Source organism: Chryseobacterium indologenes (assembly GCA_016025055.1).
GTDB classification, from domain to species: domain Bacteria; phylum Bacteroidota; class Bacteroidia; order Flavobacteriales; family Weeksellaceae; genus Chryseobacterium; species Chryseobacterium indologenes.
Genome location: CP065590.1, coordinates 3,653,481 through 3,669,789 on the forward strand (window position 1 = coordinate 3,653,481; position 16,309 = coordinate 3,669,789).

Sequence of the window (16,309 nt, forward strand, 5' to 3'; positions counted from 1 at the left end):
TGTGTATTGCCCCGCAAGAAGGGCGGGGCAATATTTTTAAGTTTAAATGATATAATTAATTCAAAAAGATGAATAAGATCTTTGCATTAGTATTCTTTACCATCCTGTTTTCATGCGCAGACAACACTGTCATGGAAAAATATGATAAAGCACAAAAGCCTGGAGAAGTCACTATTAAGGGGTTCTCAAAACCTGATGTACTTCAGCTGAGGTTCAACGGAGTTCCGGTTACTATTAACGGAAGTACTTCGTATACCAATAAAATAGAAACTCAACTTCAGTTTGTTCTTGATGAGGGTGAACACAACAAACTGGGAATATATAACAATGAAACAGGGACAGAAATTGCAAAATACACCATCAGCTACGATAATGTAGACGAGTATAAAAACCTGTATTTCTTTAACCTTCCCGGAGTTTTTCTCCAGACGTATGCTGTAAAACCTCAGGTGAACTTTGGGAAGATAGGATTTGAATTTATCTTTCCCAATCTGGGACAGTTTTCCGGTTCATCCCTTAAAAATGTAAAAGGGATTCTGAAAAGAGATAACGGAGTAGTACTGGCCGAATTTGACAACATCGGAAAAGATAATTTTACTACTGTGAAAATTTATAATTCTTTTAATCCGCTTACCCCTGCCTATCTTGAACTGTACAAACCCGGAACCACAGAACCATATGCAGGATCCCAGAAGATTGAAGTTAAAATCAATCAGCATACAGGAGCCAATATGATTGTTCTTCAGGAAAAAATGGAAAACGGAATATGGACGGTAAAAGGAGATATTGATATCTCGGGATATCTGTAGCAATATGAGACAAACTGTATTATTTCAATGGCTTATTATAGCAGCCTTTCTGTTTTCCTGTACCAATACGGCGGATGACGGCCCGCCCGTCTTTCCGGAAGGAAGTACGGAGTCTGTTAATCTGTGGGTACAGGACAGTATGAGGCGGTATTATTATTGGGCAGATCAGATGCCTTCCAAACCGGATTATCATCTTCCGGCTAAAGATTTTTTCAAAAGTCTGCTGTCTCCTCAGGACCGTTTTTCGTTTATGGTCAATACTCAGGATCCCTCAAGCTATCCGCGCTCTATAAGGAATATGTACGGTTTTGATTATACGGTAATTCAGCTTGCCGGCGGGCAGGTCGTGACTGTGATAAAACTGGTCCTTAAAAATTCACCGGCGTTCAACGCAGGACTGGAAAGAGGAATGATCATTACAAAAGTAAACGGTAAACTAATTACGGCAGACAATGCAGAAGCGATCACTTCATCCATGAAAGAACAGACGGTCATTGATCTTAAAGTCGGATCCTGGAAAAACAATGCTGTTGCCGATGAAAAAGATATTACCGTGTATTATGGCTACTCCTTGGAACAACCTTTATTAGCCGGGATTTTTGATAAAAACGGTAAAAAGACAGCATATCTTTATGTGTATGACTTTCCGGATGGAATGACCTCTGCACTTTATCAGAAATTTGCAGAATTTAAAGCTGCAGGAGTTCAGGAACTGATCCTGGATTTAAGATATAATTACGGAGGTTCTGTATCCTCAGCTGCCGCTCTTTGTTCCTTGATTCCTTCAGGGATATCTGGAAATTCTCCTTTCATTATTTTTAAAGGAAATAAAAATGGCGGCGAAGTCAGAAGAACATTTGCCCAACAGGTTGCCTATGATCCAAAAGCCCTTGATTTTAATACATTGCGGACCAATGCACTGGGCCTGGGTAAAGTCTATATTCTGACGTCAAACAGTACAGCATCGGCGGCAGAAATAGTAGTTAATAATCTGAAACCTTATATGCAGGTCATCCAGGTAGGAGATGTTACCTTAGGAAAAGATATGGCCGGATTTATCGTAGAAGACAAGCGTAAACCGAAAAAAATACCATGGCAGATTCATCCCGTTATCTATAAAGTGTTCAATGCCAATGGATCAGGAGAATACAGTAACGGGATTACTCCACAAACTAAAGTCAATGAGTTTATCGAGTTGCCATTGCGTCCTTTGGGCGATCCGGATGAAACATTAATTTCATCAGCGTTGACTGATGTATATGTAAAATCAGTGAACGGTCATTCCTCCTCACATCAGGTTAAGATTTTATATCAAAGTGATATGCCCGGTGCAGAAAGGAAAGCCTGGTAAAATGGGAGACTTGTCGCCATTTTATCTGTTTCAGTTTTTATTACCATTTCACCCAATCAAACAAAATAGTAAAATTATGCAGGGAATAGAACCTAAACTTCACACAAGCCTCACCAGTAAGATCGAAAACTATCGTCTTCTGGTTGAAGCTTTGGAAGACCCTGAGTCCCGGTCTTCTGATATTGCGGTGCAAATTTCAGAGCTACGTAATTTGTATGAAGATTATTTGTCTAGTAAAAAGAACCTTGAACAAAGTATAAAGAATTACAAAGAATATCATGAGAATTTAAGAAAAAGACTGACGGTAAGATACCGGGAACTTAAAAGGAAGGCAAGACAGAAATAACAGCTTTATTGCCTGATTTTATAACGGATTTCATACATTTATACCTTCAATCTTACAGTGATGAATGTATGATTTTTGATGAAACAAACCTTTCCGGATTCATAAACCTGTTCTGGCAATTTTCATGGCCACAATGGATCGTGTTCAGTTTTGTCATCAATATCTTCTTGTATCTGTTCTCTATAGGGCTGTATCTCTTTATTGATAAAACCTGCCGTAAAAAAGCATTGCAGGAAAGCGATCATCCCGTTACATCATCTGATGCGTGGCTGAGCCTGCTTACAGTGGCTTGCAATAGCCTGGTTCTGCTGACGGGAGCTTTTTTATGGAAGACCGGATGGATAGAGTTGGGACAAAATAAATCCGCAGGTATCATTTTCCTTGAAGTAACAGCATTGCTCCTTTGTATGGACCTGTTCATGTATTTTTTCATTATGCAGCGCACTTACCACTTATATACAGGATGTTGCATGGAAAGCATCATACGCATGTAAGCACTAATTTTTTAAGTCTTTTTGTACTGCATCCTTTTGAAACAATCGGATTTGGACTGATGATGCTGGTTATTTTGGCGGGGTATGACTTTTCCGTAATTTCAATTTCCATCTACTTGATCATCAATCTTATTTGGGGAACGATAGGACATCTCAACCGGGAGTTTTTCCCTGCCAGTTTTGATAGACTTTTTGTCGGGACGACCAGGTTTCATAATCAGCATCACTTGGATGAAACCAAAAATTTTGGATTTTACACTTCTATTTGGGACAGATTATTTGGAACCTACAAATAGGATCTATATAATTGTTTAGAGCCGGATGTAGCGAATTTTTGTCGCTTATTTTATAAGATCGCTAAAAGGTCACACTTAGCTGTTGTCATGGCAAGCCGAAGGCGAAACAATCTTTTAATACTCTTAAAAATCTGCCATTTCTTATCCTTTTAAACCAGTATCTTTTGTTGACCTTCAGTTTTTTATACTGTCCATTTTTATGATTAAAGCTTAATTTGATTTAAAACTTTAGCTAGCAGGTAATTAAAATTTTCCAGTTCCTGGGTAGTGAGTATAGAGGCTGTCTGCCGGGTAATATTCTTTCGGAAAGTTTCAGAGTTTTCTACGATAAACCTCCCTTTTTCCGTCACCGAAAGATTGAATTTCCGCCGGTCGGTTGTATCCTGTTTCTGGATAATAAAGTCATGACTGAGCAAAAATTTTAATTGCTTTGATACCGCTGCCTGACTGATTTTAAATGCCGTAGAAATCTCTCTTCCTGTTGCATTTTCCTTCCTCATGAGAAACTCAATAATATTATAATGGGTAGCCGTAACTCCATTAATATCACCTCTGTTCATGTGAGCAAGAATAAGACATTGAAAATCAGTAAAGGTGTTAAAAAATTCTTTTTCAATGGTTTTCATAAATAATATGCTTAACTTAGTTAATTATTAACAAAGTTAAGTATTTTTATCATGGAAAATATAGAAATTACCAATGCCAGACAAAATAATCTCAGAAATGTTTCCATAAAAATTCCAAAACATGAAATTGTGGTTTTTACCGGGGTTTCCGGTTCCGGGAAATCATCACTGGTTTTTGAAACCATCGGAGCAGAAGCCCAACGTCAGATTAACGAGACCCAAAACAGCTTTATCAGAAACCGCCTGCAGCATTACGGAGTGCCGGATGTAGATAAAATTGAAAATCTTAACGTTCCGATCATCATCAATCAAAAACGATTGGGAGGAAATGCCAGATCTACAGTGGGAACAGCTGCTGATGTTTCCGCTTCTTTGCGACTTTTATTTTCTAGAATGGGAAAACCTTTTGTTGGATATTCCAATGTTTTTTCATTTAATAATCCCCAGGGAATGTGCCCCGAATGCGAAGGACTCGGATTTGTGCAGGCATTGAACATCAATACCCTGATTGATAAAAACAAATCGTTACTGGAGGGAGCAATCCGTTTTCCGACATTTCAGCCGGGAGGCTGGCGTCTGACCAGGTATACCCTATCCGGTTATTTTGATAATGATAAAAAGCTCAAAGACTTTTCCATTAAAGAATGGGAAATGCTCTTATATGCTCCGGAACACAAGCCTAAACATCCTCATAAAGATTGGGGAAAAACCGTTAAATATGAAGGAATCATCCCCAGAATTGAAAAAGCATTCCTGAAAAAAGATTCCAAAGAAAATATTACAAGAAAAGATGCCCTGAATACTATTGTTATGACCAAAACATGCCCTGTATGCGAAGGTAAACGTCTAAATGAAAAGATATTATCCTGTAAGATCAAAGGTAAAAATATAGCCGATTGTTCTTCGATGGCCATTGATGAATTATTGGAATTTATCAATTCACTGGATTCTAAAATGTATGAGGTTGTAATCAGCGAGCTTTCCGTAAAGTTGCAGAACATTATCACCATCGGACTGCAATACCTTACACTGGACAGAAGTACAAACACCCTTTCAGGAGGTGAATCGCAGCGTATCAAAATGGTACGGAGTCTGGGAAACAGCCTGGTTGATCTCCTGTACATTTTTGATGAACCGAGTATCGGTCTTCATCCCAAAGATCTGCAAAATATCATATCGATTATCAAGCAGATCAGGGATAAAGGGAATTCTGTTTTAATCGTAGAGCATGATCCGGATCTGATCAAAATGGCAGATCATATTGTAGACATGGGACCCGGCTCGGGAAAGAATGGAGGAGAGGTAGTATACGAAGGTATCTTTGAACATTTGAAAGCTTCCAAAGGCAAAACGGGCGCTTATTTTGCCAGAAAGCCCTCTGTAAAAAATCAATTCAGGAAGCCTGACGGAGTATTGAAGATTGAAAATGCTAATTTATACAATCTTAAAAATGTCAGTGTAAACATTCCGACCGGGGTGATGAGCGTCATCACCGGAGTGGCAGGATCCGGAAAAAGTACTTTGATCAATCGTGTGTTGCCGGATTTTTATCCCGATCTCACCATTATAGACCAGTCATTGTTTGCAGCGAGCGCCCGGTCGAATTTGCTTACCTATCTGGGAATATCGGATACTGTACGCAAACTTTTTGCCCAATCCAACCATGTTTCAGAGAAGCTGTTCAGCAGAAACAGTGAAGGCGCATGTCCCAATTGTAAAGGATTGGGGGTTGAAAGAATAGACCTTGCCTTTATGGATGATATTGAGCAGCCTTGTGAAGTCTGTAGCGGGTCAGGTTTTAATCCTGATGTATTAAATTATCAGTATAAAGGAAAAACGATTGCAGAAGTGATGAGCATGACGGTTTCGGAAGGTGTTCTTTTTTTAAAAGATGAATCTGTGCTTAAAAATTTCGATCTTTTACTGCAGTTAGGATTAGATTATCTGACATTAGGACAAAGATTGGACAGTTTTTCAGGAGGTGAAAGACAGCGTCTGAAATTAACGAAGGAACTGAAAAATACCGGTCAGATTATTGTTTTAGACGAACCCAGCACAGGTTTACATCCCAGTGATACACAAAAACTGCTGACTTTTTTTAATCATCTTGTAGAACAGGGTAATACATTAATCGTGATTGAACACAATCTGGATATCATCGCACAAGCCGACTGGATCATCGATATTGGCCCTGGTGCAGGAAAATATGGAGGGAAAATTGTATTTGAAGGAACTCCGCAAGATCTTTTGAAAGACAAAAAGTCATATACTGCAGAGTTCCTAAGAAAGCATATTCACTAGATTGAAAAAAGAAACCTCCTCCACTTTGAAACATTATCCTCTCTGTAAAATACCGTTTCAGATTTCAGATCCCAGATTTTTTTCAGTAGGGGAACCCTCCAGCAATAAAGTCAATTCGTCACATCGAACAATTTTATCATCCTGAATGGTGAATTCTGCCAATACTTTATGTCTCACAATGCTGCCATCTTTCAGGGCCGACTTTGCGATATGATGCGTAAAAATAATATTTCCGTTTTCAGCATAATTAAGGATATCGATCTTTTGTTCAGTTACTTTCTCTTTCAATTTCTGAATGTGCAGAATAAACTCTTCGTAATTGAGTTGTTTGTGATCTACAAACTGTACGTAATCTTTTGAGAAATATTTTTTAATTAATGATAAATCAAATACAGGATTTTCTAAAATACTGCTGAAAACCTGCTGGATAATATGTTTCATAAAGGTATTGTTATAACACAAAATTATATCCAAATTTGATAAGCAAACGATAACATTTGTTAACGGTTTATTGAGAAAATAACCATAAAGATTCTGGATGGAGATGCGAGTACACAGGCTTTATTGTTGTATAAACTACAAATGCACGAATAACTTTCTTGTAGAGCGTATTCGTGCATCCGTGGCCTTACATTATTTAGTTTCTATAGAAGGTATGTTAGTAATAACCAGCCATTTGCCATCTTCATAAACACAGGTGATGAGTGAAGAAAACCGCAATGCTGAACTTTCAAGAGAAACCTTAGCATAAGCGATATTGTTTTTCTGTTCCACAAAATGATAGGTGATCTGACGAGGCTTTCCGCCAAATATTTTATCCCGGACGAGGTTGATGTATTCCTGCTTAGGAATGATGAAAATTCCCGGTTGATCAAAAAATCCGTCCTGAATATTCTGATAATCTTTGTGGAGAATTTTTTCTAATAGTGTGGTGTCACTATGATCTCCACCTTTAATGAATTGCTCAATGGTGTATTTAATCTGTTCCATAATCAATTGAGTTGTTTTAAAATTTCGGATTGTTGTAAAACGATCTTTTCTGTATTTCTGATTTCATCTGTCACCGTACCATTCAATGGGAAGTAGCTGATATCAGTAATTCCCATGTGGTTTAATAATTGGGTAAGATGATTTTCCAACGGATTTCGTGTTTCGGGAGTCATCCCACCCATTGAAGAGATGATATAGGCTCTTTTGTTATTGAGTAAACCTTTAAGAGAAATATTTCCTGTAAAGGTTTTTTTTGTTCTGATAACGCTGTCAAAATACGCTTTTAATGAAGAAGGAATGCCATAGTTGTACATAGGACAGGTAATCAGAATATCATCACATTGATATAACTCATCAATGAGTTCGTCGGATAAACAAATACTTTCCGTATCGGGATTTTCGCTGAAGAAGGCATTTACCGTCTGTTGGGTGATATGAGGAATAGGCTGCCGGGTTACATCTCTTTCAATAATACTACCATCAGGATGTTTTATTTTCCAATGCTGAATAAAATAATCACCTAATCTTCGTGAATAAGATTGCTCTGTTCTTAAACTGCTGTCGATTCTTAGAAGTCTTTTCATACTTTTTTCTTTAAAGACACACAGCATTTCTGAAACGTGACAGATTATTGCAGTCTTTTTAATTTTTCAGGATCTACAATAGAATAAATTTCACGGATCATGCCGTTGGCATCAATATCCAGGATGTGACAGTTATAAATTCGGTTGTCCTGCCAGAAACAAATGGCAGGCTGATGATTAAAGATATGAAAACTATGAGGTTTTTTACCCAAAAACTGTTGTTGTACATAAGCCAGAAGCTGTGCCGTAGCTGATTTTCCAACTTCTACTGCTTTGATAACGCGTATCCGTTTTCCACCGTCTGCAGACAGCTTTATTGCATCAGTAAGCAGTTTTTCGATATTGGGAATATCTCCTTCACTTAAAGCCAGTTGATACTGCTGAAGAATATCCGCATGAACAGAGATATTGACGCTGTCCGGCTCATATTCAATATCCTGCAATTGCTGTCCGGCACGGCTTAGTAGTTTCCTGGAATTTTCCACTGAAATATCCAGGGTTTCCGCAATTTCCTGATGAGAATAGTCAAAGGCTTCTTTTAAGATATACACTGCACGTTCTCTTGCATTCAGCTTTTCTAAAAGAACAAGAAGGGTATAGCGTGCAGTTTGTTCCTTAATCAGTTTATTTTCTGCATTTTCAAAAGAAAGAGGTTCCGGAAGCCATTCTCCATACACCATTTTTTTACCGTGTCTGTTTTTAAAATTAATCGCATGATTAATGGTGCTTTTGATCAGAAAATTAGTTTCATTCCTGATCTCGGATTTATCCAAAGAAATATATTTTTCAATTACATCCTGTACCAGATCCTGCGAATCTTCATAAGAACCGGTAATATTATAGGCATAGGTAAGCAGAATGTTGTATTTTTCCTGCATAATATTTCTTTTTAAGACAAACTTAGTGAAGAAAACGTGACAGATGATTAAAAGATAAAAGATAAAAGATAAAAGATAAAAGATAAAAGATCTTGTCGTTAAACTTCAATAGCTGCTTTTCGCGAGCATGATTTATGACAATTGGTGCATCTGGGGTTAAAAAGCAAAACTATTAGTATTTCCTCAATTTGGGCGGGCTTTAGCCCGCTTTCAATTTTACGGTTACATGTTAATCCTACATGATCACAGAATCAATCGTAAAAAACCGCATCGGATCCTTCCCATGCGGTTTATAAAATGTCGGTTTTACGGTTAATCGTTATCTACTCTGATCCATTTTCCATTGTCTGTCCCTTCATAGAAGTGATCGTTATGATAAATGACAGCTCCCACGACATGCGGTTTGCTTGCCGGAAGTGTCAATGTTTCAGGAGAAGCGTTAGTATTTCGGATCATAAAAACATCATTTCCTTCCCTGACCACGATTCCTGTTCCTGAAATAAACCTGTTTAAGCCGTTGTCAGTCGGAGGATTGGCTATTGTTGAAGGAAGTAATTCTGTGATACGCCGTGCTCCGGCTGAAGCGGTACAACCCCTCAGAATACCGTTCATCAGCATCATCACGCCCGGAGTCGGACACTCCGGATTGACATTGATCACAATTTCTTTATTGTTGAGATCTATCGGACAAGCCTGACCATTGGCAAATCTCATCCCTTTCAGACGGTAAACAAATGTTCCGACCTGGTTCCCGGGATGTAAAATAATGGCTTCTCCATTGCTCGCTGAGGTAATCGTTTGATCCGGCCCACCGTTCAGAGTATAGGTGAAAATATAAGGCTGCGCAAGTGATCCTTTGAATTTTACCTGCACGTCGCCAGTAGTCTGTCGTATGGTACTTGTTGACGAAGAAATGGTAGAATCAACCGGTAAAGTAACGGAAGAAATGCTGAAATCTTCAGTAATATTACATCCATCCTGACCATAGGTAACATTCACCCTGTAATTTCCGGGCTGTGCAAAACTTATCGACGAGCTGTTACCGATCACTACTGAATTAAGTGAATTGATTTTAGTCCATGTATACGATGCATTAGGATCTGTTCCAAATAAGGTGGAGGCGTCATAAGTCTTTGGAAATTCCGAAGCACAAAGGGTTTTATTCCCCCCGAAACCTGCGGCCTGTACATCAGTCGGAATTATATTCAGATTGGCGGTATTTCCGAGATCCTGACTGTTCCCATAAGCATTGACCGGGCGTGAGAAATTCATATCCTTAATAGAAGCATAGAACATGGTGTATTTTGCTGCAGGATCAAGATTAATCATATTCTGACCTGTCGTTGATCTGAGTACAGAAATTCTGTTACATGGAGTTCCTGTCATAAACAGGTTTTCAGTAACTGTCTGGTGGCTGTTTACCTGATAAGATCCGGGATTGAAGTATAATGTTTTATATTTTCCGGAAGAGGAGAGCGTACTTACGGAATTCACTGAAGAACTTCCCAGAAAGGTCATCTTACTGAAATCCCATATTTTTGTTCCCGTATTGAGATTTCCATCCTTCCATATCGTAAGGTCTCCCAGAATTGAAGCTTCCGGAGTATTGGTGACAAAATACCCTGTTTCTATTTTGGTTTCAGACAGTTTCAAAGTCACCGGATTATTTCCTGAATTAATACTGAAATACGGACTGTAAAAATTATAGGCAGGCAGGCTTGCCATATAAAAGTTGGGTGTCCCCGCACTGTTTACTCTTGTTCCGTTCACAACTGATTGACCGAAATCCACAACAGGATTATTGCTGGTAGTTTGGTTCCAGCTAAAATTAACGAGGGTCATGGGCTGGCTGTTGGTTTTAAATCCGGCCACATTATTAAAATTAATATCTCCGAGATAAGGACTTTTCAATTCAAAATAATCCTGTGCATTGATATTAAGGTAGATATACGCTCCTCTGGTATCGATATAACGTGTTTTTCCACTGACCGTCCCCTGAGACAGAATGATATTGCGGTGTAAGCCATAAGGCGAGACGGGAACATTGATCTTAAGATCATTTTGCAGCACCAGGTTTCCATATACATTCAGGTAATACATAGCATTGGTGCTCGCTCCGAAATCCAGTATCGGTTGGTTAATAGCATTATTGAATGTAATTTTATTAGCTTTTGAAAGATTGCTCCCTTTGATTATAATTTTACTCTGTCCGGCTGTAAATCCCGAATTCTGATCGAAAAAAACATTATCAGCACCATTTGGAATATCACAACCTGTAATCGGTGCTCCTCCCGAAGTCAAAGACCAGTGCAGCGGATCTCTCCATTCTCCCTGACCGCCTACCCAATAAAGATTTCTTGCATTGGCCGGGATTGCATCCTGAAAATTAATTCCGGTATTTCCTCCCAAATCGGTACTTTTTGTGGTGAGATAGGTTTGACCTCCCGAAGACGAAATCATTTTAAACTGCACCCTGTCCATTGAATAACCGGAAGGATTGCTTGTATAATCAGGAAGGATCAGTGACCTCGGCTGAAGGCTGTTGGAAGAAAAAATAAGCTTATCAACACAGTCTCCCAGCATCAGCAGCGACTGGTTTACCTGAAGATTGGCTTCTAAAGCAATATGGTTGTTCTTTTCGATCGTCAGGTGATTAACCGTCAGCGGAGATTTGATGGTGAGGGAAGGATTTACCTTATCAAGTCTGGATCCCGATGCTGAATGAACAATGAAGTTATTGATAATTCCGCCGGTCAGGTTAAAATTCATTACATAATCGTTAGAACCTGTTGTATTGGTAAATTCTATTTTTTCAAAATAATGACTAAGGTTGTTAGAGGTAATTTCATTCGCTATACTCCCTGAAGCTTTGATGATTTTAATGACACTGTTCGCAGTATTGACAACAGGTTTAGCGGTATTGACCATGAAAGTGGAGTTGATGGTAATATCTGCGTTATTCATCAGCAACTGATCTCCGTTTACATTCAATGTCACAAGTTTCAGAAGAGTTCCGCTCATGTCCAGAACATTTCCCGGAATATTGTTTTGAATGATATGAGAGTTCCCGTCAAGGTCATAGGCTGAAGTTCCCCTGTTTATTTTCCATCTGGCATTTCCCGAAAATGTTAGTACGGAAGAAGCTCCGTTAGGGGTCAGGCTCTTGATAATATCAGAGGGTTTATTGGTATTAATAAAGGTAAATCCGCTGAAATATCCCGCATCATAATAGCCGGGATGAAGGACCATATTTCCGTTCACATTCATTTTATAATAATTGTTCGTTCCCCCGAAATATGATCTTGAGCTGGCCGGTAAGCCACTAAAAGTAATATCATTCACAGTTACATCACCGGATAATTGTATGGCGGTAATGCCATTGGTCATAAACCCTGAATTCTGATCAAAAAATACATTGTCATTGCTTGTCGGAATACCGCAGGTAGAGGTAACTCTCGAACTTGTGGAATCAAGTGACCAATGTGTGATATCAGTCCAGTTTCCCGATCCTCCTTTCCAGTAAAAATTTTTGACATTGGCGGCAGTGAAATTGATCCCTGAATTATTCCCGCCGTCAGTTGAATTACCCGCATTGACGGGCTTTGCCCCCTGTACCGGATTGATATATGTTGCGTTAATTCCGGAAATATTCATTCTGTTCAGCTCAACAAATCCATTTCCGTTGATGACATTTCCCAGAACAAGATTATTTCCTCCCGATCCCGTAAAATTAACCGCCAGATCACAGTCATTACGGTTGTAGACAAAGGTTTTGTTAACCATTAATTGGGTGGAAGAATCGTTCATCATAATATGGGAAGAAGAATTGATGATGAAATGATCCGTTTTATTAGCATCAAGAAATCTGATATCTCCTGCATTTACCTGAAGTATTCCGGTATTGACAGATCTAAAATCTCCCTGAAAGGGACCTTCCTTAAAAATTTTGCCAAAGTAGTGATTGCCGTTCCCTGAGTAATAATACTTTCCGTTATAGTTTTGGATATACACAGACGTGTTGGGTGCTGTAATCGTCTGTCTGGTATTGATATTCAGGGTAGTCATTTGCAGGATAGCATTATCGATACTGATCGTGTTACCGCCCAGCCAGAATTCCCGGGCCTTAATTTTTCTGCCGTCTGCATACAGATTACTCACGATAGCATTGTTATCAAAATTAAAGTTGGCGGCCACCTCCACATCGTATAGGGATGAAATGGTAGCAGCCATCAGGTAGAAATTATCATTACCGGAAACATTCAGCTGGGCTATTTTTTGCCCTTCAAAGTTCATATAACGATTGGCAGCCGGACCTGTATTATTGTATTTAAAGATATTGAACTTGCTGGCAGATGCCGACATATCCTTTTGGAGGTATACATTACCGTAGACATAGGTGACAGGATTGTAGACCGGGGTAGCAGGAGCGTTATTCCAGGTCATGTTATGGACAAAAACGGGTCCTGTAGCGGTAATAGTATTGTTTCCTGAAGTAAAACCGGAGGAAGCATTAAAGACTACATCATCGTACATATGAGGAATACAATTGGCTGCCGCACCGCCCGAGGTAAACGCCCAATGGGAAGGATCGTTCCAGCTTCCACCACCACCGATCCAATACAGCGTTTTGGAAGGAATTCCGGAATATGTAATATTACCGGTATTATTGCCACCATCCATTCCGGCAGTCATTGATCCGCCGCCGGTAAGTTTTACCGCAATGAGATTATAATCCGACAGGGAAGCTGTACCGTTTCCATTGATTGAGGAAGGGAGAATCATATTCACAGGAGTTGTATTGTCTACTCCTCCAAATCGTGGAATATTTCCGTTACATGAAGAATTGGCAATCATTGTCTGAGTAACCTGAAAATAATTGGGGGTGAGACTCTGGTTTTGTCGAAAGGTATACAAACCACCGTTTAACACGAGATTATTGATGTCAAACTGCTGCGCTCTTAGTACCACATTTCCTCTGCCCAGACTAAGATTTTTAATTTCATATCTTTTTCCCGAAAAATCACAGCTTCCATCACCCAAAACCACATCATTTGCTTGTAATACATTGGCCGTGATATTGAGTCCGTAAAGATCGATTTTATTGATATTCAGCTCATTTCCCGTGATAGTACTGCTTCCGGTTCCGATCCCTGTTAACTCGTCTACTTTCAGGGAATTACCCGCAGAAATCTGATAATATGCCCCTGTTGGCAGGGTAATTTTTTTGATATCCTGTGTTGTCTGAATAGTCAGCGATGAGAAAGAAAGTGTAGCCTGGGTGAGGTTGGCAGTTGAATTAAACTGCATGGCATTCGTTGCTGTCAGGGTAGAGGTTCCGAATCTGGAGGCCGCAGTTGATATATGGGTCAGATTCTGTGCGGTGATGTTTTTATGATCGGTATCAAGAAGTGCACTGTCATTGATATTGAACTGAAAGAGGCCATTACTGGTAAAATTTTTGACCAGCTTAAAAGTCCCGTTCCCTTTAAGATTAAAAGATGAAATATACGATGTGCCGATGAATCCCGGACTGATCAGGTTATCTTGGATATCAATGAGATTGGGCGTCTGATTTGAGCTGTCTGAATACAGATTCATGGTAACATTGTAATAGACACCTGCATTGGATTTCCACTTCAGATTTCCGTAAATATTAAAAACACTGTCTGAAGGAAATGCAAGTTTTCCTGTAAATGAATCATCAATAATGAAATCTTTACACGTTGCTGAAGAAGGAATTGTCAGCAATCCTCCCGCTGAGGTAAATCCGCTTCCGGAAGTGATGTATACATTATCATAACGGGACGGGATAATGGTGGCGGTTTGCCCAGACACGGAACCGATGCGCCAGTGGTTCAGGTCGCTCCAGGAACCTGTTCCTCCTACCCAATAATAGTTGTTTTGGGACAGAAAAGTCTGGCTGACCAGAAATAAGAAAATAAAATACAGTTTAAGTTTCATGGTATTTGAATAGCAAGATTAACAATGAGCCGAGACTTGTATATCCGGCTCCCGATGCGTTGCAGACGTCTAAAATTGACCTTCACTCAATTATTTTGACTTTTTCATCAATTGCATCTCTCTTTGTAATTCTCCGATTTTTTTATCTTGTTCCTGAACCGTTTTTAGAAGCAACGGAATCAGCTCATTGTAATTTACGGATTTGTAGCCTTCATGATCTGTGCTAACGATATTAGGCAGGAATTTTTCAACTTCCTGGGCAATCAGACCATACTGGAGCTGAGCATTTCCTCCTTTCTTTTTTCCGGCCTCATTCCAGAAATAGGTGACAGGTCTTAACTTTAATAATGATCCTTCCGACGATTCTATGTCCGTAATATTTTGTTTCAGTCTTTCATCAGAATTGTAATCAATCGCACTGGCTTTTATGGTCCCCGCTACATCCAGTTTTGCCGAAGCTGAAGGAGCTGTTCCGATTCCGACACTTCCGTTACCTGAAAAAACAAGATTTTTACCGTTGAGATCAACATTTCTTGCTGCCAAAGGAGTGGTAATACTGCCATCTGCCGTGTAAATATTAGAATTTATCCCTACACTCTCCCAATTGTTACCGTTCCAGAAATAATAGCCCGGTTGCGTTATTTTTGATACTTTTGAAGTAGGAGAGGCGGGGGCGGCAGTTGCATAAATCATCAGTGATTCGGTTCCCGGCTGTATATTGGAGGTCATGGTCTGAATCTGATCTCCGGTGAGGCGGGGAATCAGGAGACCCTCAGCTTGCGAAGAACCATCTGTTTTGGCATTGATATCCAAAGTTGCTTTGGGATTTACCGTATTAATACCTATTTTACCAGCTTGAGAGTACATGGATGAGCTCATAGAAACAGTGCCGAAAAGGCATAAGATGAACATTGCAGAATAATTTTTCTGCAAAAAAATAGAGTTTTTCATAGTTTTTTTAATTGCTGATTATTTGAATATATCTCAATCTCCTTAGTGCGAAGATGACGTTTTCAGGAGGTTTTTTACGATGAGCTTGGATTTTTCAATCAGTTCATTGGATCTGTATAGCTGGCTTGTAAGGATGCAGCTTTCAAAAAGTAAATAAATATGTGCAGCAAGAATGTCATCCTTAAGATCTTCATCGAAAGATGCTCTCAGTTTACTTTTATGAGTGCGGATCAGGGTATGGATTTCTTTTTTATCAACCGGTATTTCGGACATAATATTCAAAAAACTGCAGCCTCTGAAATCCTCTTTTTGATTCATATATATCAGAAAGTCAAATGATCTTAAGAATTTCTCTTCAGTGGTCTTTGCGTCAGAGGTAAAACTTTCAAGCTCGGAAACCCAGTAATCAAATCTTCTGTTGAAAAACTCGATGCAGAGATCGTCTTTTGACTTAAAATGCTGATAAAAGCTGGCCTTAGAAACATCAGCTTCCTCTATAATCTGATTGATACCGGTGCTGTTATAGCCCTGTTGATGAAACAATGTCATCGATGTCTGTAGAATTCTTTCGCGGGGTTTAGGCATAGGATTGAGGTTTGCAACAAATTTAAACAAAAAATGAACAGACTGGTATGTGTGTTAATAAAATCTTAAATGTAAATCATAGCTGTTGTTGCACATCCATAGTTAATCACCTCGTAAAAAGCTTTTTCGAGTTATAA

12 protein-coding genes and 1 pseudogene are annotated in these 16,309 nt (G+C 39.2%); 5 read left to right on the plus strand and 8 right to left on the minus strand.

Going from position 1 to position 16,309, the window contains the following annotated elements; all coding sequences use genetic code 11:
- The first annotated feature begins 131 nt into the window (after positions 1-131).
- The 4 genes and pseudogenes from H3Z85_16800 to H3Z85_16815 all read left to right on the plus strand — a co-directional run bounded on the left by H3Z85_16800 (position 132) and on the right by H3Z85_16815 (position 3,296).
- On the plus strand, positions 132-809 hold the full coding sequence (locus H3Z85_16800) for a hypothetical protein (protein QPQ53928.1): 678 nt from the start codon (positions 132-134) through the stop codon (positions 807-809).
- A gap of 4 nt (positions 810-813) precedes the next feature.
- The gene (locus tag H3Z85_16805; protein QPQ51003.1) at positions 814-2,160 is read left to right on the plus strand and encodes a peptidase S41; all 1,347 of its coding nucleotides are present in this window, start codon (positions 814-816) and stop codon (positions 2,158-2,160) included.
- Between the two features lie 76 nt (positions 2,161-2,236).
- Positions 2,237-2,506: a hypothetical protein gene (locus H3Z85_16810; protein QPQ51004.1), complete on the plus strand. Its 270-nt coding sequence runs from the start codon at positions 2,237-2,239 to the stop codon at positions 2,504-2,506.
- A 68-nt stretch (positions 2,507-2,574) separates the two neighbouring features.
- Positions 2,575-3,296, plus strand: a pseudogene (locus H3Z85_16815) (sterol desaturase family protein).
- 203 nt (positions 3,297-3,499) lie between these two features.
- Here H3Z85_16815 and H3Z85_16820 read toward each other — a convergent pair.
- Positions 3,500-3,922, minus strand: a complete 423-nt coding sequence (locus H3Z85_16820) for a MarR family transcriptional regulator (protein QPQ51005.1) — start codon at positions 3,920-3,922, stop codon at positions 3,500-3,502.
- A 51-nt stretch (positions 3,923-3,973) separates the two neighbouring features.
- Between H3Z85_16820 and H3Z85_16825 the strand changes: the two genes are divergently transcribed.
- Entirely contained in the window at positions 3,974-6,223 is a 2,250-nt protein-coding gene (locus H3Z85_16825) for an excinuclease ABC subunit UvrA (protein ID QPQ51006.1), read from the plus strand.
- A 57-nt stretch (positions 6,224-6,280) separates the two neighbouring features.
- Here the strand turns inward: H3Z85_16825 and H3Z85_16830 are convergent, their stop codons facing one another.
- From H3Z85_16830 to H3Z85_16860, 7 genes are all read right to left on the minus strand, one after another.
- The gene (locus H3Z85_16830) at positions 6,281-6,664 is read right to left on the minus strand and encodes a nuclear transport factor 2 family protein (GenBank protein ID QPQ51007.1); all 384 of its coding nucleotides are present in this window, start codon (positions 6,662-6,664) and stop codon (positions 6,281-6,283) included.
- Positions 6,665-6,856: 192 nt separating this feature from the next.
- Complete coding sequence (locus H3Z85_16835) at positions 6,857-7,213, minus strand: nuclear transport factor 2 family protein (GenBank protein ID QPQ51008.1); 357 nt, start codon at positions 7,211-7,213, stop codon at positions 6,857-6,859.
- A 2-nt stretch (positions 7,214-7,215) separates the two neighbouring features.
- Positions 7,216-7,797 carry an NAD(P)H-dependent oxidoreductase gene (locus tag H3Z85_16840; protein ID QPQ51009.1) on the minus strand — a complete coding sequence of 194 codons (582 nt, stop codon included), beginning with the start codon at positions 7,795-7,797 and terminating at the stop codon, positions 7,216-7,218.
- A gap of 44 nt (positions 7,798-7,841) precedes the next feature.
- Complete coding sequence (locus H3Z85_16845) at positions 7,842-8,675, minus strand: sigma-70 family RNA polymerase sigma factor (protein QPQ51010.1); 834 nt, start codon at positions 8,673-8,675, stop codon at positions 7,842-7,844.
- A 312-nt stretch (positions 8,676-8,987) separates the two neighbouring features.
- Positions 8,988-14,636 carry a hypothetical protein gene (locus H3Z85_16850; GenBank protein ID QPQ51011.1) on the minus strand — a complete coding sequence of 1,883 codons (5,649 nt, stop codon included), beginning with the start codon at positions 14,634-14,636 and terminating at the stop codon, positions 8,988-8,990.
- A 90-nt stretch (positions 14,637-14,726) separates the two neighbouring features.
- The gene (locus H3Z85_16855; protein QPQ51012.1) at positions 14,727-15,587 is read right to left on the minus strand and encodes a tail fiber domain-containing protein; all 861 of its coding nucleotides are present in this window, start codon (positions 15,585-15,587) and stop codon (positions 14,727-14,729) included.
- Positions 15,588-15,629: 42 nt separating this feature from the next.
- Complete coding sequence (locus H3Z85_16860) at positions 15,630-16,172, minus strand: TetR/AcrR family transcriptional regulator (GenBank protein ID QPQ51013.1); 543 nt, start codon at positions 16,170-16,172, stop codon at positions 15,630-15,632.
- Between the last annotated feature and the right edge of the window lie 137 nt (positions 16,173-16,309).

Coding starts and splice junctions, on each gene's coding strand:
- H3Z85_16850 (QPQ51011.1), bottom strand. CDS start 14,636: ATGAAACTTAAACTGTATTTTATTTTCTTATTTCTGGTCAGCCAGACT.
- H3Z85_16835 (QPQ51008.1), bottom strand. CDS start 7,213: ATGGAACAGATTAAATACACCATTGAGCAATTCATTAAAGGTGGAGAT.
- H3Z85_16825 (QPQ51006.1), top strand. CDS start 3,974: ATGGAAAATATAGAAATTACCAATGCCAGACAAAATAATCTCAGAAAT.
- H3Z85_16800 (QPQ53928.1), top strand. CDS start 132: ATGGAAAAATATGATAAAGCACAAAAGCCTGGAGAAGTCACTATTAAG.
- H3Z85_16830 (QPQ51007.1), bottom strand. CDS start 6,664: ATGAAACATATTATCCAGCAGGTTTTCAGCAGTATTTTAGAAAATCCT.
- H3Z85_16805 (QPQ51003.1), top strand. CDS start 814: ATGAGACAAACTGTATTATTTCAATGGCTTATTATAGCAGCCTTTCTG.
- H3Z85_16840 (QPQ51009.1), bottom strand. CDS start 7,797: ATGAAAAGACTTCTAAGAATCGACAGCAGTTTAAGAACAGAGCAATCT.
- H3Z85_16855 (QPQ51012.1), bottom strand. CDS start 15,587: ATGAAAAACTCTATTTTTTTGCAGAAAAATTATTCTGCAATGTTCATC.
- H3Z85_16845 (QPQ51010.1), bottom strand. CDS start 8,675: ATGCAGGAAAAATACAACATTCTGCTTACCTATGCCTATAATATTACC.
- H3Z85_16820 (QPQ51005.1), bottom strand. CDS start 3,922: ATGAAAACCATTGAAAAAGAATTTTTTAACACCTTTACTGATTTTCAA.
- H3Z85_16810 (QPQ51004.1), top strand. CDS start 2,237: ATGCAGGGAATAGAACCTAAACTTCACACAAGCCTCACCAGTAAGATC.
- H3Z85_16860 (QPQ51013.1), bottom strand. CDS start 16,172: ATGCCTAAACCCCGCGAAAGAATTCTACAGACATCGATGACATTGTTT.